The sequence below is a fragment of the Kitasatospora sp. NPDC004723 genome (assembly GCF_040609255.1).
Lineage (GTDB): Bacteria > Actinomycetota > Actinomycetes > Streptomycetales > Streptomycetaceae > Kitasatospora.
Map to the genome: position 1 here is coordinate 12,291 of NZ_JBEXJT010000025.1, position 18,434 is coordinate 30,724.

Annotated in this window: 8 protein-coding genes; 5 read left to right on the plus strand and 3 right to left on the minus strand. The window is 74.3% G+C overall.

Annotation, left to right across the window (positions count from 1 at the left end):
* Window positions 1-2: 2 nt before the first annotated feature.
* Genes nirB through ABZW10_RS22975 form a run of 3 tightly spaced genes read right to left on the minus strand, consistent with a single transcriptional unit; the run spans window position 3 to window position 6,115 of the window.
* Window positions 3-2,627 carry a nitrite reductase large subunit NirB gene (nirB, locus tag ABZW10_RS22965; RefSeq protein ID WP_355368870.1) on the minus strand — a complete coding sequence of 875 codons (2,625 nt, stop codon included), beginning with the start codon at window positions 2,625-2,627 and terminating at the stop codon, window positions 3-5.
* Between the two features lie 42 nt (window positions 2,628-2,669).
* The gene (locus ABZW10_RS22970) at window positions 2,670-3,914 is read right to left on the minus strand and encodes an FAD-dependent oxidoreductase (RefSeq protein ID WP_355368872.1); all 1,245 of its coding nucleotides are present in this window, start codon (window positions 3,912-3,914) and stop codon (window positions 2,670-2,672) included.
* Window positions 3,914-6,115, minus strand: coding sequence for a molybdopterin oxidoreductase family protein (locus ABZW10_RS22975; RefSeq protein WP_355368874.1), 2,202 nt, complete (start codon window positions 6,113-6,115; stop codon window positions 3,914-3,916). The genes ABZW10_RS22970 and ABZW10_RS22975 overlap by 1 nt, the downstream gene beginning before the upstream one ends.
* A gap of 364 nt (window positions 6,116-6,479) precedes the next feature.
* On the opposite strand from ABZW10_RS22975, the gene ABZW10_RS22980 reads away from it, so the two are divergent.
* The 5 genes from ABZW10_RS22980 (at window position 6,480) to ABZW10_RS23000 (ending at window position 18,324) form a co-directional block, all read left to right on the plus strand.
* Window positions 6,480-7,625, plus strand: a complete 1,146-nt coding sequence (locus ABZW10_RS22980) for a uroporphyrinogen-III synthase (protein WP_355368876.1) — start codon at window positions 6,480-6,482, stop codon at window positions 7,623-7,625.
* Window positions 7,625-8,368 carry a CbiX/SirB N-terminal domain-containing protein gene (locus ABZW10_RS22985; protein ID WP_355368878.1) on the plus strand — a complete coding sequence of 248 codons (744 nt, stop codon included), beginning with the start codon at window positions 7,625-7,627 and terminating at the stop codon, window positions 8,366-8,368. The genes ABZW10_RS22980 and ABZW10_RS22985 overlap by 1 nt, the downstream gene beginning before the upstream one ends.
* A gap of 182 nt (window positions 8,369-8,550) precedes the next feature.
* The gene (locus ABZW10_RS22990) at window positions 8,551-10,050 is read left to right on the plus strand and encodes a carboxyl transferase domain-containing protein (RefSeq protein WP_355368880.1); all 1,500 of its coding nucleotides are present in this window, start codon (window positions 8,551-8,553) and stop codon (window positions 10,048-10,050) included.
* Window positions 10,051-10,759: 709 nt separating this feature from the next.
* The gene (locus ABZW10_RS22995) at window positions 10,760-17,350 is read left to right on the plus strand and encodes a hypothetical protein (RefSeq protein ID WP_355368882.1); all 6,591 of its coding nucleotides are present in this window, start codon (window positions 10,760-10,762) and stop codon (window positions 17,348-17,350) included.
* A 599-nt stretch (window positions 17,351-17,949) separates the two neighbouring features.
* Complete coding sequence (locus ABZW10_RS23000; RefSeq protein WP_355368884.1) at window positions 17,950-18,324, plus strand: transglycosylase SLT domain-containing protein; 375 nt, start codon at window positions 17,950-17,952, stop codon at window positions 18,322-18,324.
* Window positions 18,325-18,434 lie beyond the last annotated feature (110 nt).

Below are 18,434 nucleotides of genomic sequence, written 5' to 3' on the forward strand. Positions count from 1 at the left end.
GGTCACGGGGCGAGCACCTCCAGTCGGGGGCCGGCCACCAGGACGGGGGCGGCGTCGGGGGCGGTTGCGGTCAGGACGTGGCCGTCCTCGTCGGGGCGGGCCGGGCGGATCTGGCCGCGTTCGGGGACGAAGGTGACGGCCGGGTCGGGGGTGCCGGGGGCGTTGACGAAGGAGGCGAAGCGGCGCAGCCGCTCCGGGTCGGCCAGGGTGGCGGCCCATTCGTCCTGGTAGGAGCCGATGTGACGGGCCATCAGGGCGTCGAGTTCGGCGCCGATGCCGAGGGCGTCGTCGAGGACGACGGCGCGCAGGTGGGCGAGGCCGCCGTCGAGCCGCTCCAGCCAGACCGAGGTGCGTTCCAGCCGGTCGGCGGTGCGGATGTAGAACATCAGGTAGCGGTCGATGGTGCGGATCAGCGTCCCGCGGTCCAGGTCGGCGGCGAGCAGGTCGGCATGACGGGGCGTCATGCCGCCGTTCCCGGCGACGTAGAGGTTCCAGCCGGCCGAGGTGGCGATGACCCCGAAGTCCTTGCTCCGCGCCTCGGCGCACTCGCGGGCGCAGCCGGACACCGCCGACTTGATCTTGTGCGGGGAGCGCAACCCCCGGTAGCGCAGCTCCAGTTCGATGGCGAGGGCGACGGAGTCCTGCATGCCGTAGCGGCACCAGGTCTCGCCGACGCAGGACTTCACGGTGCGCAGCGCCTTGCCGTAGGCGTGCCCGGACTCGAAGCCCGCTTCGACCAGCCGTCCCCAGATGGCGGGGAGCTGGTCGACGCTGGCGCCGAAGAGGTCGATCCGCTGACCGCCGGTGATCTTGGTGTAGAGGCCGAAGTCGCGGGCCACCTCGCCGATCACGATCAGGCCCTCGGGGGTGATCTCGCCGCCGGGCACCCGGGGCACCACCGAGTAGGAGCCGTTGCGCTGGAGGTTGGCCAGGAAGTGGTCGTTGGAGTCCTGCAGGGCGGCCTGTTCGCCGTCCAGGATGTGGCCGTTGGAGAGGCTGGCCAGGATGGAGGCGACGGTCGGCTTGCAGATGTCGCAGCCCTCGCCGGTGCCGTGCCGGTCGACCAGTTCGGAGAAGGTGGTGATGCCGGTGGCCCGGACGATCTCGTACAGCTCGGCGCGGGTCCGGGCGAAGTGCTCGCACAGCCCGGTCCGCACCTCGGCGCCGGTGGCGGCGAGTTCCTCGGTGACGACGGTGGTGAGCTGCTTGAGGCAGCTGCCGCAGCCGGTGCCGGCCCGGGTGCACTTCTTGACCGCGGTGACGCCGTCGCAGCCCTGGTCGCGGACGGCGGCGCGCACGGCGCCCTGGGTCACGTTGTGGCAGGAGCAGAGCACCGCGTCGTCGGGCAGGGCGATCGGCCCGGCGGCGGCGAACCCGGCGGGCAGCACCAGCTGTTCGGGTGGGACGGTGAGCGGGCGGCCGGCCTTCGCCAGCGGGCGCAGGGTGCCGTAGGCGTCGGTGTCGCCGACCAGGACACCGCCGAGCAGGGCGCCGTCGGAGCCGATCACCAGCTTGCGGTAGACGCCGAGCCGGCTGTCGCTGTAGAGCACGTCGAGCGCGCCCTCGGCGCTGCCGTGCGGGTCGCCGAAGCTGGCGACGTCGACGCCGAGCAGCTTGAGCTCGGTGGAGGTGTCGGCGCCGGTGAAGCCGGGGCCGGGGCGGCCGGCGAGTTCGCGGGCGGCGGTCTCGGCCATCTGGTAGCCGGGGGCGACCAGTCCGTAGACCCGGCCGTCGGCGGCCAGGGCGCACTCGCCGACCGCGAGCACGGCGGGGTCCTCGGTGCGGCAGCGCTCGTCGACGACGATGCCGCCGCGCGGTCCGACCGGTAGGCCGCAGTCGCGGGCGAGTTGGTCACGGGGGCGGACTCCGGCCGAGAACACCACCAGGTCGGCGGGGAGTTCACGGCCGTCGGAGAGGGCGAGGCCGCGCACCGCGCCGTCCGCTCCGGTGGCGATGCCGCTCGCGGCGGCGTCGGTGTGGACCCTGACGCCGAGGTCCTCGATCTTGCGCCGGAGCATGGCGCCACCGCCCTCGTCGACCTGGACGGCCATCAGCCGGGGCGCGAACTCGACCACATGGGTGGCCAGGCCCATCGCCCGCAGCGCGCCGGCCGCCTCCAGGCCGAGCAGGCCGCCGCCGACCACCACGCCGGTGCCGCCGCCGTCGGCCAGCGCGTGCGCGGCGTCGGCCCGGATCGCGTCGAGGTCCTCGACGGTGCGGTAGACGTGGCAGCCGGCGGCGTCCCGGCCCGGGACGGGCGGCACGAACGGGATCGAGCCGGTGGCCAGGACCAGGGCGTCGTAGCCCAGTTCGGTGCCGGAGCGGGTGGTGACGGTGCGGGCGGCGCGGTCGACGGCCGTGACCGGGTCGCCGAGGCGCAGCTCGATGCCGTGCTCGGCGAGGAAGCCGGGCGGGCAGAGCGCGAGGTCCTCGGGGGTGCGGCCGTCGAACAGGGAGCTGAGGTGGACGCGGTCGTAGGCGGGGCGCGGCTCCTCGGCGAGCACGGTGACCCGCCAGTGGCCGGTGCCGGGCTGCTCGGTCCAGGCCTCCAGGAAGCGCTGGCCGACCATGCCGTGGCCGACCAGGACGAGGGCCGGCGGCCGCTCGGGCGTGTGCGACGACGTCATGCGTGACTCCTCGGGTGGGTGGGGAGGTCGGGGCGGCGGCCGTCAGGCCGCGGTGGCGGCGGGGAGGGCCGCCGTCAGCAGGTGGAGGGGGTGGCCGGTGAGCGGGTCGTCCCGCTCCCAGGCGTCGGTGAGCACGTCCAGACCGGTCAGGTCGCCCAGCAGGATCGCGCCGACCAGCCGGTCCCCGCGCAGCACCAGCTTCTTGTAGCTGCCGCGGGTGGCGTCGGTGAGCCGCAGCACGTCCAGGCCCTCGCCGAGGGTCTCGTCGACAGCGCCGAACGCCGCGTACTCCAGGCCGCCGGTGGAGAGCCGGGACGACGGGCGGGAGCCGGTGTAGCGGGCCCGCGGGGCCGCGCCGGACAGTCGCCGGGCGAGGACGTCGGCCTGGTCCCAGGCGGGGGCGGCCAGGCCGTGCACGGTGCCGCGGTGCTCGGCGCAGTCGCCGATCGCGTGCACGTGCGGGGCCCCGGCGGCGAGCCGGTCGTCGACCAGGACACCGGTGGCGACCGGCAGTCCGGCGGCCTTCGCGAGCGTGGTGCTCGGGCGGGTGCCGCAGGCGAGCACCACCAGGTCGCAGTCGAGCAGCGGGCCGCCGGCCGGCCGTACCCCGATGACCCGGCCGGACTCCGTCGCCAGCGCCGGGGCGGGGCTGCCGCAGTGCACCTCGACGCCGAGTGCGGCCAGCCGCTCGCGCAGCATCTCTCCTGCCCGGGCGTCGAGTTGGCGGCTGACCAGCTGCGCCGACCGGTGCACGACCGCGGTCCGCACGCCGAGCACGGCCAGCGCGCGGGCGGTGCTGACGCCGAGGACGCCGCCGCCGACCACCACGGCCCGGCGGGCGGTGCGGGCCTGCTCGGCGAGCCGGGCGCAGTCGTCCAGCGAGCGCAGGGTGTGCACGCCCCCGGTGAGGTCGCCGCCGTCCCCGGACCGGTACAGGCCGGGGATCGCCGGCAGCACCGGCTCGGCGCCGGTCGCCAGGACGAGCTCGTCCCAGGCCTCCACCGTCCCGTCGGCCAGGACGAGTTTGCGGGCCGCCGGATCGACGGCCACCGCCTCGCAGCCGGTGCGCAGCCGGGCGGAGCCGAGCGGCAGGGCGATCGCCCCGGCGGCGTACCGGCCGATGAGCACGTCGGCGAGCAGCACCCGGTTGTAGGGGGCGTGTGCCTCGGCGGCGTAGACGGTGACGGTGCCGGGACCGCCCAGCGCGGTGTACCGCTCGACGAACCGGGCGGCCGCCATACCGCCGCCGACCACCGCGATCCGGCGGTCCGCTCCCGCGCCGGCCATCAGCCCGCCGCCCGCTCGTCGGCGGTGTGGCCGGGGGCGGCGGCCCGTTCGGCCCGCTCCGCCCGATGGGCGCGCTCAGCCAGGTCGGCCGGCTCCCCCGCCACGGCCCGCTCGACCCGTACCGCGCAGGTCTTGAACTCCGGCATCCGGGAGACCGGGTCCAGCGCCGGATTGGTGAGGCTATTGGCCCGCCCGGCACCGGGCCAGTGGAACGGCATGAAGACCGTGTCCGGCCGGATCGCCGCGCTCACCCTGGCCGGTGCCACCGCCCGGCCGCGGCGGCTCACCACGGCGACCGGGTCGCCGTCGGCGACGCCGAGCCGCTCGGCCAGCCGGGGGTGCAGTTCGACGAACGGCCCGGGAGCCGCCGCGTTCAGCTCGGCCACCCGGCGGGTCTGCGCACCGCTCTGGTACTGGGCGAGCACCCGGCCGGTGGTCAGGTACAGCGGGTACTCCCGGTCCGGCTCCTCGCCCGCCGGCCGGTGGGTCACCGCGGCGAAGCGGGCGCGGCCGTCCGGGGTGGCGAAGCGGTCCAGGAACAGCCGCGGCGTGCCCGGGTGGGCCGGGTCCGGGCAGGGCCAGAACACCCCGTCCTCGGCCGCGATCCGCCGGTAGCTGATGCCGGAGTAGTCGGCCGCGCCGCCCGCCGAGGCCCGTCGCAGCTCGTCGAAGACCTGCTCGGCGTCGGCCGGGAAGCCGCGCTCCACGCCCAGCCGGCGGGCGAGTTCGCCCAGCAGCCACAGCTCGCCGCGCACGCCCTCCGGCGGGTCGACGGCGCGCCGGCGCAGGATCACCCGGCCCTCCAGGTTGGTGGTGGTGCCGTCCTCCTCGGCCCACTGCGTGACCGGCAGCACGACGTCGGCCAGCCGGGCCGTCTCGGAGAGCACCAGATCGGCGACGACCAGCAGGTCCAGGGTGCGCAGCCGGGCGGTGACATGGGCGGCGTTCGGCGCGGAGACCACCGGGTTGGAGCCCATCACCAGCAGCGCGCGGGCGCCGTCCGGACCGCCGAGGCCGTCCAGCAGCTCGTAGGCGGAGCGGCCGGCCCGGGGCAGCGCGTCCGGGTCCACGCCCCAGACGGCGGCGACGTGCGCGCGGGCGGCCGGGTCCTCGATCGAGCGGTAGCCGGGCAGTTGGTCGGCCTTCTGGCCGTGCTCCCGGCCGCCCTGGCCGTTGCCCTGCCCGGTCAGGCAGCCGTAACCCGCGTACGGGCGGCCCGCGTTGCCGGTGGCGAGGCAGAGGTCGATCCAGGCGCCGACGGTGTCGGTGCCCTTGCTCTGCTGCTCCGGGCCGCGCGCGGTGAGCACCATGCCGGTCGCGGCGTGGCCGAACAGCTCGGCGGCACGCCGGAGCTGGGAGACCTGGATGCCGGTGATCCGCTCCACCCGGTCCGGCCAGTGCGCCATCGCGGCAGCCCGGGCGCGCTCGTAGCCGGTGGTCCGGGCCGCGACGAACGCCTCGTCCACCAGGCCGTCGGCGATCACCAGGTGGAGCAGGCCCAGGGCGAGCGCGAGATCGGTGCCGGGGCGCGGCTGGAGGTGCAGGTCGGCCTGCTCGGCGGTCCGCGTGCGGCGCGGGTCGACGACGATCAACGTACCGCCGTTCTCCCGCAGTTCGCGGAAGTAGCGGAGCGCGGGCGGCATCGTGTCGGCCGGGTTGGCGCCGACCAGGATCAGACAGCCGGTGTGCGGGACGTCCGCCAGCGGGAACGGCAGCCCGCGGTCCAGGCCGAACGCCCGGCGGTGCGCGGCGGCGGCCGAGGACATGCAGAACCGGCCGTTGTAGTCGATGTTCGCGGTGCCGAGCACCACCCGGGCGAACTTGCCGAGCTGGTAGGCCTTCTCGTTGGTGAGCCCGCCGCCGCCGAACACCCCGACCGCGTCCGCGCCGTGCCGCTCGCGCGCCGTCCGCACCCCGGCGGCCACCCGGTCCAGCGCCTCGTCCCAGCCGGCCGCGCGCAGCGGGCCGCCCGGGCGGTCGCGCACCAGCGGCCCGGTCAGCCGCACGCCCCTGGCTAGCAGCGCGGGCGCCGAGCGGCCCTTGCCGCAGAGCGCGCCCCGGTTCACCGGGAAGTCCGGGCGCTCCGTCACCTCGACCGGCACCGCGCCGGGGCCGGAGGCCTCCGTCGGGCGCAGCCGCATGCCGCACTGGAGGGCGCAGTACGGGCAGTGGGTGGCGGTCTCCGCACCGGGGCCGCTCATCGGGGCGGCGCCGCTGGTCGGGCCGGGGCCGCTCGCTGGGCCGGGGCCGCCGGTCGGGCCGGGTTCACTCGTTGGTACGGGACCACTCATCGGGACGGGCCCACCGGTTGGGGCGGGGTCGCACGTAGGAGCGGGGTCGCTCGCTGGGACGGGGTCGGTCGCTGGGACGATGGGGCGCATGGCCAGAATCTCACTCCGGCCCGTTACGGCGCCGGGTCCGCCGTGTTGCGCGCACGGTACGGTTCGCTCACACGCTCCGTCACGCTGTGTGCGACACACCGCCCTTGACCTGGATGACGGTTCGATGACTCGCACTTGACCGGCAGGCAATCCCCCCGTAACGAACCCGTCGCATGCTGCCGACATGCCCACACCAACCACCACCGGGCCGGGTCCCACCCCGCAGCCCGGTCCACTCACCGGCTTCACCATCGGGGTGACCGCCGTCCGCCGCCGCGACGAGCTGACCGCTCTGCTCGCCCGGTACGGCGCCCAGGTCGTCGAGGCACCCGCACTGCGGATCATGCCGCTCGCCGACGACCTCGCCCTGCGCGAGGCCACCGGGGCCTGCCTGGCCGCCCCGCTCGACTACGTCGTCGCCACCACCGGCGTCGGCTGGCGCGGCTGGATGAGCGCCGCCGACGGCTGGGGCCTGGGCGCGGCCCTCGCCGAGACGTGCCGACGGGCCGTCGTCCTGTCCCGGGGCCCCAAGGCCACCGGCGCCGTCCGGGCCAGCGGCCTCGGCGAGGGCTTCTCCCCCGACTCCGAGGCCACCGACGAGCTGCTGACCTGGCTGCTCGCCCGCCCGCTGGCCGGCCGGCGGATCGCCGTCCAGGAGCACGGGGTGCCACTGGCCGGCTTCGCGGCGGCGCTGCGCCGACGCGGCGCCGAGGTGATCTCCGTCCCGGTCTACCGCTGGGGCCCTCCGGACGACCCGGCTCCGGTACGGCGGCTGGTCGAGCAGACCGTCCGCCGCCAGGTGCACGCCCTCGCCTTCACCAGCGCGCCCGCCGTGACCGCCTTCGTCGCGATCGCCGAGGCCGACAGGCAGCGCGAACCGCTGCTCGACGCACTGCGCTCCGACGTCCTGGTGGTCTGCGTCGGCGCCCTCTGCGCACGGCCGTTCACCGAGCTCGGCGTGGCGGCGGCGCTCCCCGAGCGCGGACGGCTCGGCTCCATGGTGCGCCTGCTCGCGCAGACCCTGCCGGGCCGGGGGCGTCGTGAACTCGTCCTGGGGGACGCCACGTTGACCCTCCAGGGCAATGCCGTCCTGGCCGACGGCGAGAGCCGCTGGCTCAGCCCGCGCGGCGCCGCCGTCCTGCGCGCCCTCGCCGAACGCCCCGGCCGGGTGCTCAGCCGCGCCGACCTGCTGCGCACCGCCTGGCCGGACGCGGGCGCCGACGAGCACGCCGTCGAGGCGGCGGTCGGCCGGCTGCGGGTGGCCCTCGGGCCGTACGGGACGCTGATCCACACCGTGCCCAAGCGCGGCTACCGCCTGGCGGCGGCCTGATGGACGACCACCGACCGGTCCTGCTCGCCGTCGCGCACGGCAGCCGCCTCGCCGCCGGGGTCGCGGCGAACCACGCGCTGCTGCAGCGGGTCCGCGCACTGCGCCCCCGCCTCGACGTCCGCTGCTGCTTCCTCGACCTCGCCCGCCCCGGCCTCCCCGAGGCGCTCGCCGCGCTGAACGGCCGGGCCGCCGTGCTCGTCCCGCTGCTGCTCGGCGGTGGCTACCACCTGCGCGTCGACCTGCCGCGCGCGCTCGCCGCCGCCGGCCTCGCCCACCTCCCGCTCGCCCGCGCGCTCGGCCCGCACCCGCTGCTCGCCGCCGCGCTCGCCGACCGGCTCACCGCCGCCGGCCGGCCGCCGGGCGCGGGCCCGGTGGTCCTCGCCGCCGCGGGCTCCTCCGACCCGGCCGCCAACGCCGACACCGCGCGCGCCGCCGCCCTGCTCGCCGACCGCCTCGGCGACGGCCGGCCGGTCGTCCCCGCCTACCTGTCCGCCGCCCGCCCCACCCCCCGGCAGGCGGTCGCCGCCCTGCACGCGGCCGGACAGCGCCGGGTCGCCGTCGCCCCCTACCTGCTGGCGCCCGGCTTCTTCGCCGACCGCGCCGGCGGCGCCGGCGCCCGCTGGACGGGCGCCCCGCTCGGCACCCACGACGCCCTCGCCCGCCTGGTCGCCCTCCGCTACGACGAGGCCCGCGCCGGCGCCCCGGCCCCCGACGGCGGCATACGAAGAGCCCTGCTGACGTAGCGGCGCGGCGGCACGACGGTCCGGCCGTGCGCCCTGCCACCGCGCCGAGCCGGGCCTCGACCTGTCGGCCCCGAGGCTGTCGGCCTCCTCACACCCGTCGCCCAATCCGCCTCCGCGCCCCACCGTCCGCCTAGGGTGATCTTCCTCGGCGCGGACCCGGATCGGGCGATGGGGTGGAGCAGATGAGCGTTTCCCTGACGGCACACCAGCTGATCGGGCTGCTGGTCGACCCCGGCGGCTACCGGAGCTGGGACGAACCGGGCACCGGCGAGCCTGTCGATCCCGGCTACCGGGCGAGCCTGGCCCGCGCGCGGGAACGCACCGGCGTGGACGAGGCGGTGCTCACCGGTCTCGGCCGGATCGGCGGGGAGCCGGTGGCCCTGGTCGCCTCCGAGTTCGGCTTCCTCGGCGGGTCCATCGGCGTGGCCACCGCCGAACGGATCACCCGCGCCGTGGAGCGGGCCACCGCCGATCGCCTCCCGCTGGTCGCCCTCCCGGTCTCCGGCGGCACCCGGATGCAGGAGGGGTCCGCCGCCTTCCTCTGCATGCTGCGGATCACCGCCGCCGTGCAGGCCCACCGGGCGGCGGGCCTGCCGTACGTCACCTACCTGCGCAATCCCACCATGGGCGGGGTGTTCGCCTCCTGGGGCACCCTCGGCCAGCTGGTCCTCGCCGAACCGGGCGCGCGGCTCGGCTTCCTCGGCCCGCGGGTGTACGAGGAGCTGCGGGGCGTCTCCCTGCCTCCCGAGGTCCAGCGCGCCGAGACGCTCGCCGAACGCGGTCTGGTCGACGCGGTGGTGGCGCCCGAGGAACTGCGCGAGGTGCTGCGCCGCTCGCTGGCGGTACTGACCCGCCGGGCGCTGCCCGCCCCTTCCGCCGTCGCTCCCCTCACGGAGCCCGCCGAGCGCCCCGACGCCTGGCAGGCCGTCCTCCGCACCCGCCGCCCCGACCGCCCGGGCACCCGCGAACTGCTGCGCCGCACCACCGAGGAGCTGGTGCTGCTCGACTCCCCCGGCGGCCGGGACGGCGCCCTCGTCCGCGCGCTCGCCGTACTGGGCGGGCAGCCCGCCGTGGTCGTCGGCCAGGAACGCCGGGCCGGCACCCGGGAACGTCCCTTCACCGCCGCCGACCTGCGCGCCGTACGCCGCACCGCCCGCCTCGCCGAGCAGCTCGGCCTGCCCCTCATCACGGTGGTCGACACGGCGGGCGCCGAGCTCTCCGCCCAGGCCGAACTGGACGGCGTGGCCGTCGAGATCGCCCACTGCCTGACCACCCTGCTCTCGCTGCGCACACCCGTGCTCGCCGTCCTGCTCGGCCAGGGCTCCGGTGGCGGCGCGCTGGCCCTGCTCCCCGCCGACCACGTCCTCGCCGCCGCCAACGCCTGGCTCGCCCCGCTCCCCCCGGAAGGCGCCTCCGCCATCGTCCACCACGACGGCACCCACGCCCCCGACCTCGCCCGCTCCCAGGGCATCACCGCCCACGACCTCGCCGCCGTCGGCCTGGTGGACACGGTGATCCCCGAACTCCCCGACGCCGCCGACGAGCCCGCCCCCTTCTGCGCCCGCCTCGGCCACGCCATCGCCAGCACCCTCGCCACCCTCACCACCACCCCCGAACCCACCCGCCTCACCGCCCGCACCACCCGCCACCGCCGCCTGGGCGACACCCTCGACCTGCCCTGACACCCCCTCCGGAGTGGGAAGTCGGCCGATCCGACGTCCCACTCCCCCAGCCCGCAGCGCCGGCGCCCCCACCCGGTACCGCTCTCCCGCTCGCGGGCGCCAACCCCTCCACTCCGAGGAGGGCGTCCACGGCCTCACCGAATCGCCACCGCTGCGCGTGCGCCCGGCCGAGGTCGATCAGGAGCCGGGATCTGCGCTCCACCGAGAGCCGACCCGACGGCGGCCCCCGCGAGGCGGACACGCCAAGTTGCTTCGCATCCACACCGCTTCGCTCCGCCAAGCACAGCTTGAACAGAGCGAAGTGACGTGGAGTGACGAGCGGGGGCCCGGCGCGGACGACCGTTGCGGCGGCGGGCCAAATGCCGGATCAACCTCCCAAAACAGACACGTGGATAACTTGTGCGCATATACGACAAATTTCGATGATTCGGTGCTTTACTCCCGTCTCAAGATCAGGCCCCCACGGCCCTGATTCCGGTGCGTACACGGAGGTCTGACGCCGTGCGTGCCGAAGCTTCCGACCTGGAGGGATGTCCGGAGTGAACTGGTCAAAGCGGGAGCCAACATCCGCCGACGGGCGCGGGCGCGTGTCCGCGCCCCGGCCCGGTGCGGGCGGGACAAGCCGGCCGGGGCCGCTCGGCGCGGCGCCACCGCTTCGAGCGCGGATCGCGCTCCGCGGCATATCGCCGCAGACGCCGGGGGGTGCTGAATGACCGCCATGATGCCGGGCTCGGGACGGCACCGGGCACGGCGGCTCCGATCGGGAGCGGTGGTCGGCGCGCTGGCGCTGACGGCGTCGACGCTCGGCCTCGCGGTCACCGCGTTGACTCCGGCGCCCGCGCAGGCGGCCGTGCCGACAATCACGTGCACGACGAACCCGAACATCTTCAACACCGGGTACAACGCGGCGACCGGTGGCGTCCTCGCCGACAACTCCAAAGATGCGAACTGGCAGGTCGCCGGGCCCTTCCCGGCGACGGCCGCGGTCTCCCCACCGCCGGGAGGTGCGGTGTTCGCCGCAGCCAACGTGGGCAGCCTCGCCCCGACCGTCTGGGCCACCAGCCCCTACAACAACGCGCAGTGGATCTCCCAGCAGACCAAGGCGGCTCCGGACCAAGGCCCGACGAACGGTGACTGGTACTACCGCTACCAGTTCGACCTCTCCCCGTCCGTCAGTCCGTCCGCCTTCGCGCTGTCGATGAACTTCCTCGCCGACAATGCCGTGGCCGAGGTGTACGTCAACGGTGTCGCCCAGTCCACCAAGACGACCGGGCTCCCGCAGACCACGCTGACCGCTCCGCCGCCGGCCGGGCAGATGACCGGCATCTACTACTACGCGGGCTTCACGACGGCGAACGCCGCGCAGACGACACTGAAGAACAACTGGCAGACCGGCCTGAACACGATCGACGTGCAGATCAAGTCCGGTGCGAACGCGGAGGGTTTCGACGCGCAGGTCCGGCCGAGCGTCCTGTGCCCGGCCCCCTCGGTGTCACTGAAGAAGACCGCGACGGTCACCCCGGCCGCCGACCAGACGGGCGCGAAGGCCGGTGACACGATCACCTACTCGTTCGCGGTCACCAACACCGGTTCGACACCGCTCGTGTCGGTGGCGGTCAACGACCCGGCCCTCGGTGTCGTGACCTGCCCGAAGCCGCCGGCGTCGGGCCTGGCTCCCGGCGCCTCGATCACCTGCACGTCCACGACGACCCACACCGTGACCCAGGCCGACGTGGACACCGGGTCGGTGACGAACACCGCGACCGCGACCGGCACCAACGACGTCGGCATGGTCAGTCCGCCCGCCACCTCCACCGCCACCGTGCCCACCCAGGCACCGGCACCGGCGCTGTCGGTCAGGAAGTCCGCCGTCACCGGCCAGCCGGACAAGCTGGTCCTCGGTGAGCAGATCGCGTACAGCTTCGTGGTCACCAATACCGGCAACGTCACGCTGAAGGACGTCAAGGTCAACGAGACCGGGTTCACCGGCACCGGTACCCCGCCGGTCGCCACCTGCCCGACCGCCGAGGCCGCCTCGCTGGCGCCCGGTGCTTCGACGACCTGCACCGCCACCTACACGGTGACCCAGGCCGACGTGGACGCCGGCTCGATCAAGAACTCCGCCACCGGCACCGGCAACCCGCCGACCGGACCGCCGCCGGTCTCCCCGCCCAGCGAGGTGACCGTCCCGGCACCGTCCGATCCGGCGCTGACCGTGGTCAAGTCCGCCTCCACCGGCAAGCTGGTCGCCGGTGAGAAGATCACGTACAGCTTCCGGGTCACCAACACCGGCAACGTCACGCTGAAGGACGTCAAGGTCACCGACGGCCCGTTCACCGGCACCGGCACGCTCGACCCGGTCAGCTGCCCGAGCGGTGCCGCTTCGCTCGCTCCGGGCGCCTCCGTGGTCTGCACCGCCGGGTACACCGTGACGCAGGCCGACGTGGACGCGGGCTCGGTGAAGAACAGCGCCACCGCGACCGGCACCCCGCCGACCGGACCGCCTCCGGTGTCGCCGCCCAGTGAGGTGACCATCACCCAGCCCCCGGCCCCCGCGATGACGGTCGTCAAGTCCGCCACCAGCAGCCGGCCCGACAAGCTGGTCCTCGGTGAGCAGATCACCTACAGCTTCGCCGTCAAGAACACCGGCAACGTCACGTTGAAGGACGTGAAGGTCACCGAGGGCGCGTTCACCGGCAGCGGCACGCTGTCGCCGGTCACCTGCCCGAGTGCCGAAGCCGCTTCGCTGGCCCCTGGCGCCACCGTCACCTGCACCGCCACGTACACGGTCACCCAGGCCGACGTGGACGCGGGCTCCATCAAGAACACCGCCACCGGCACCGGCACGCCGCCGACCGGACCGCCGCCGGTCTCCCCGCCCAGCGAGGTGACCGTCCCGGCACCGTCCGACCCGAAGCTCACGGTGGTGAAGTCGGCTTCGACCGGCAAGCTCGTCGCCGGTGAGGCGATCACCTACACGTTCGAGGTGAAGAACACCGGCAACGTCACGCTCAAGGACGTGAAGGTCACCGAGGGCACGTTCACCGGCAGCGGCACCCTGTCGCCGGTCACCTGCCCGGCCACCGAGGCCGCCTCCCTGGCCCCCGGCGCGACGATGATCTGCACCGCCACCTACACCGTCACCCAGGCCGACGTGGATGCCGGCTCGATCAAGAACACCGCCACCGGCACCGGCACCCCGCCGACCGGACCGCCGCCGGTGTCGCCTCCGTCCGAGGTCACCATCACCGAACCCCCGGCCCCCGCCCTCGCGGTGGCCAAGACCTCCTCCACCGAGAAGCTGGTGGCCGGCGAGAAGATCACCTACAGCTTCCGCGTCACCAACACCGGCAACGTCACCCTCAAGGACGTCAAGGTCACCGACGGCCCGTTCACCGGCACCGGCACGCTCGACCCGGTCGTCTGCCCGGCGGAGGCCGCCTCGCTCGCGCCCGGCGCCACCGTCACCTGCACCGCCGGCTACACGGTGACGCAGGCGGACGTGGACGCGGGCTCGGTGAAGAACAGCGCCACCGCGACCGGTACGCCGCCGAGCGGCCCGCCGCCGGTCTCGCCTCCGGGTGAGGTGACCATCACCCAGCCTCCGGCTCCCGCGATGACGGTCGTCAAGTCCGCCACCAGCAGCCGGCCCGACAAGCTGATCGTCGGCGAGACGGTCACCTACAGCTTCGTCGTCAAGAACACGGGCAACGTCACGCTGAAGGACGTCAAGGTCAACGAGACCGCGTTCACCGGCACCGGCACGCTGTCCCCCGTCACCTGCCCCACCGCCCAGGCGGCCTCGCTGGCGCCCGGTGCGGAGATGACCTGCACCGCCACCTACACCGTCACCCAGGCCGACGTCGACGCCGGCTCCATCAAGAACAGCGCCACCACGACCGGCACCCCGCCGACCGGACCGCCGCCCGTCTCGCCTCCGGGTGAGGTGACCGTCCCCGGGCCGTCGGAGCCGGCGCTGACCGTGGCCAAGACCGCGACCAGCAGCCAGCCCGACAAGCTGATCGTCGGCGAGAAGGTCGCTTACAAGTTCGCGGTGAAGAACACCGGCAACGTCACCCTCAAGGACGTCAAGGTCACCGAGGGCGAGTTCACCGGCACGGGCACACCGCCGGCCATCACCTGCCCCGCCACCGAGGCCGCCTCGCTGGCCCCGGGCGCGACGATGACCTGCACCGCCACCTACACCGTCACCCAGGCCGACGTGGACCGGGGCTTCGTCCGGAACACCGCGACCGCGACCGGTACGCCCCCGAGCGGCCCGCCGCCGGTGTCGCCGCCGTCCGAGGTGACCGTCCCGGCACCGAACGAGCCGGCGCTGACCGTGACCAAGACCGCGACCAGCAGCCAGCCCGACAAGCTGATCGTCGGCGAGACGATCAGCTACAAGTTCACGGTGAAGAACACCGGCAACGTCACCCTCACGGACATCACGGTCAACGAGGGCGACTTCACCGGTACCGGCGAGCTGTCGCCGCTCGCCTGCCCGACCGCCGAGGCCGCCTCGCTGGCGCCCGGTGCGGAGATGACCTGCACCGCCACCTACACCGTCACCCAGGCCGACGTCGACGCCGGCTCGATCAGGAACAGCGCCACCGCGACCGGCGTCCCGCCGACCGGACCGCCACCGGTCTCCCCGCCCAGCGAGGTGACCGTCCCGGCGCCGAACGACCCGAAGCTCACGGTCGTCAAGTCGGCCTCCACCGGCAACCTCGTCGCCGGTGAGCAGATCACGTACAGCTTCGCCGTCAAGAACACCGGCAATGTCACGCTGAAGGACGTGAAGGTCACCGAGGCCGGGTTCTCCGGCAGCGGCACGCTGTCCCCCGTCACCTGCCCGAGCGGCGCCGCCTCGCTCGCGCCCGGCGCCACCGTCACCTGCACCGCCACCTACACGGTCACCCAGGCCGACGTGGACGCGGGCTCGGTCACGAACAGCGCCACCGCCACCGGCACCCCGCCGAGCGGCCCGCCGCCGGTCTCGCCGCCGTCCGAGGTCACGGTGACCACCCAGGACCAGCCCGGTCTGTCCGTGGTGAAGTCGGCCTCGACCGGCACGCTGGTCGTGGGTGAGGAGATCGTCTACAAGTTCGAGGTGAAGAACACCGGCAACGTCACGTTGAAGGACGTGAAGGTCACCGAGGGCGCGTTTACCGGCAGCGGCACGCTGTCGCCGGTCACCTGCCCGAACGGGGCCGCCTCCCTCGCGCCGGGCGCGATCGTCACCTGCACCGCCACCTACACGGTCACCCAGGCCGACGTGGACGCGGGCTCGGTGAAGAACAGCGCCACCGGTACCGGCACCCCGCCGCGCGGCGAGCCGCCGGTCTCCCCGCCCACCGGGACGACCATCACGACGACCGACCAGCCCGGCCTGTCCGTCGTCAAGACCGGCCACAGCAGCAAGCCGGACGAGCTGGTGGTCGGTGAGCAGGTCCGGTACGACTTCACGGTCACCAACACCGGCAACGTCACGCTGAAGGACGTCAAGGTCAACGAGACCGCGTTCACCGGCACCGGCACGCTCTCCCCGGTCACCTGCCCGGCCGCCGAGGCCGCCTCCCTGGCCCCCGGCGCGACGATGACCTGCACCGCCACCTACACCGTCACCCAGGCCGACGTCGACGCCGGCTCGATCAAGAACGCCGCCACCGCCACCGGCACCCCGCCGCGCGGCGAGCCGCCGGTCTCCCCGCCGTCCGAGACGATCGTCCCGGCGCCGGAGAAGCCCGCGCTGGCGGTCGTGAAGACCTCCTCCACCGGCACGCTCGTCGCCGGTGAGCGGATCACCTACAAGTTCGCCGTCACCAACACCGGCAACGTGACGCTCAAGGACGTCAAGATCACCGAGGGCCAGTTCACCGGCGGCGGCAAGCTCGACCCGGTGGTCTGCCCGAAGGAGGCCGCTTCGCTGGCGCCGGGTGCGACGGTGCTCTGCACCGCCGGCTACACCGTGACGCAGGCGGACGTGGACGCCGGCTCGGTGAAGAACACCGCGACCGCCACCGGCACCCCGCCCAAGGGTGAGCCCCCGGTGTCGCCGCCGTCCGGGACGACCGTCACGACGACCGACCAGCCCGGCCTGTCCGTGCTCAAGTCCGCCACCAGCGGTAAGGAGGACAAGCTCGTCGCCGGCGAGAAGATCACCTACAGCTTCGCGGTGCGCAACACCGGCAACGTGACGCTCAAGGACATCAAGATCACCGAGGGCGAGTTCACCGGCCACGGCAAGCTCGACCCCCTCACCTGCCCGAAGGAGGCCGCCACCCTCGCCCCCGGCACCACCGTCACCTGCACCGCCGGCTACACGGTGACCCAGGCCGACGTGGACGCCGGCTCGGTGAAGAACACCGCGACGGCGACCGGCACCCCGCCGCGCGGTGAGCCGCCGGTCTCCCCGCCGTCCGAGGTGGAGCTGCCGCAGGCGCCGAAGCCCGCGCTCGCGGTGGTCAAGTCCGCCGAGGCCGAGAAGCCCGGCAAGCTGGTCGCCGGCGAGAAGATCACGTACCGGTTCGCCGTCACCAACACCGGCAACGTCACCGTCAAGGACGTGAAGGTCACCGAGGGCGAGTTCACCGGAACCGGCAAGCTCTCCCCCGTCACCTGCCCGAAGGAGACCGCTTCTCTGGCGCCCGGCGCCACCGTCACCTGCACCGCCGGCTACACGGTCACGCAGGCCGACGTCGACGCCGGCACGATCAGGAACACGGCCACGGGTACCGGCACCCCGCCGCGCGGCGAGCCGCCGGTGTCGCCCCCGTCCGAGGTCACCGTCCCATCCGACGGACACGGCGCGCTCAGCCTCACCAAGAGCGCCGAGGTCACCGACGTCAACGGGAACGGGAGGACCGACACCGGCGACCGCATCGACTGGAAGCTCACCGTCGCCAACCAGGGCACCGCCACCGTCACCGGCATCAAGGTGGACGACCCCACCGCCGGTGCGGTGACCTGCCCCAGGACCAGCCTGGCCCCGGGCGAGACGATGACGTGCACCACCGAGCCGCACACCATCACCGCGCAGGACGCCCAGCGCGGCAGGGTCGTCAACACCGCCACCGCCACCGGCGCCGGCGCCACCTCCTCCGAGGCCACCGCCACGGTGAAGGTCGAACCCGAGCCGGTGGCTCCCGGCACGCCCGGCAAGCCCGCCGCGCCCGGACCGACCGGCATCCTCGCCCGGACCGGCACCGCCGTCCTCGCGGTGGCCGGGATCGCGGGCGCGCTGCTGGTCGTCGGCGGACTCGCCCTCGGCCTCAGCAGGCGCCGCCGCAACCACTGAACCCGTGATCGGCTGACCGGCTCCCGCCGGTCGACCGACCGGATCGCGTGACCTGTGCCCCGTCGGGCGCCACGGAATCCATCCGCGGCACCCGGCGGGGCACCGGTGCGAGAGGTCTCCGCCACGCGAAGTCCCCGCCGGCGCCGCCCCGTTGTGGTGCCGGTCTCAGATCAACCGCGACTCGATGCGGGGGCGCCGGTGGCGCTGGGTGACGAACGGGGGCGCCGGGCGGTGAGTGCGCTCACAAGGAATCCCTCGGCACGACGGGCGGTAGTGCTCGGGCCGATACCCGGGCGGGGGTGAAGGAGCCGCAGGTCAGGGGCGTCGGCGGGGGGCCTTCGAATCGACGGCGCGCGCGACCGCTACGACGGGGCGTCGTAGCGGAGGGGCCTTGGCAGCGGGCAAACCCGTCTGGCAACAATTGGTCTCGTCGCCAGCCGCACCCGGTACCTGTCCCACCGGAGTGCGGCTCTTCACAACGACTGTCCGGCATACGCCCCGCGACCGTTTCGGCCCCTGTCCGGCCACGGTCCGGGCGGGGCGAACGCCGGCCCAACCTGATTGAGGTCTTGTTCTTCATGCCCGCTTTCAAGCTTCGTATGCGTTCCTCTGCCGCCGTTCTCGCCGGTGCCGCCGCCGTGACCGCCCTGGGTGCCGGCCTGGTGCCCGCCGCCGCCTCCGCCGCGACCCCGTCGCCGCAGACCATCGCCGCGCAGATCGTCCCGGCGAACCAGCTCAACTCGTTCAGCCAGATCATCGCCCACGAGTCCAGCTGGAACGTGACCGCGACCAACCCGTCCTCGGGCGCGTACGGCCTGGCGCAGGCGCTGCCGGGTTCGAAGATGGCCTCGCACGGCTCCGACTGGAAGACCAACGCCACCACCCAGATCCGCTGGGCGCTGGACTACATGAACGAGCGCTACGGCAGCCCGAACAACGCCTGGGCGTTCTGGCAGACCCACCACTGGTACTAAGCCGACCAGTAGCGGTACTCGACTTCACCGGACCATCTGTCCCCCCTCACCCCGGGGTCGGACAGGGATCACCGGGGTGACCCACGGCCCGGCCGCGCGCAATCCGCGCG

Excerpts from the sequence above, each read along its gene's own strand:
- nirB (WP_355368870.1), bottom strand. The coding sequence starts at position 2,627 with ATGACGTCGTCGCACACGCCCGAGCGGCCGCCGGCCCTCGTCCTGGTC.
- ABZW10_RS22970 (WP_355368872.1), bottom strand. The coding sequence starts at position 3,914 with ATGGCCGGCGCGGGAGCGGACCGCCGGATCGCGGTGGTCGGCGGCGGT.
- ABZW10_RS22975 (WP_355368874.1), bottom strand. The coding sequence starts at position 6,115 with ATGAGCGGCCCCGGTGCGGAGACCGCCACCCACTGCCCGTACTGCGCC.
- ABZW10_RS22980 (WP_355368876.1), top strand. The coding sequence starts at position 6,480 with ATGCCCACACCAACCACCACCGGGCCGGGTCCCACCCCGCAGCCCGGT.
- ABZW10_RS22985 (WP_355368878.1), top strand. The coding sequence starts at position 7,625 with ATGGACGACCACCGACCGGTCCTGCTCGCCGTCGCGCACGGCAGCCGC.
- ABZW10_RS22990 (WP_355368880.1), top strand. The coding sequence starts at position 8,551 with ATGAGCGTTTCCCTGACGGCACACCAGCTGATCGGGCTGCTGGTCGAC.
- ABZW10_RS22995 (WP_355368882.1), top strand. The coding sequence starts at position 10,760 with ATGACCGCCATGATGCCGGGCTCGGGACGGCACCGGGCACGGCGGCTC.
- ABZW10_RS23000 (WP_355368884.1), top strand. The coding sequence starts at position 17,950 with ATGCGTTCCTCTGCCGCCGTTCTCGCCGGTGCCGCCGCCGTGACCGCC.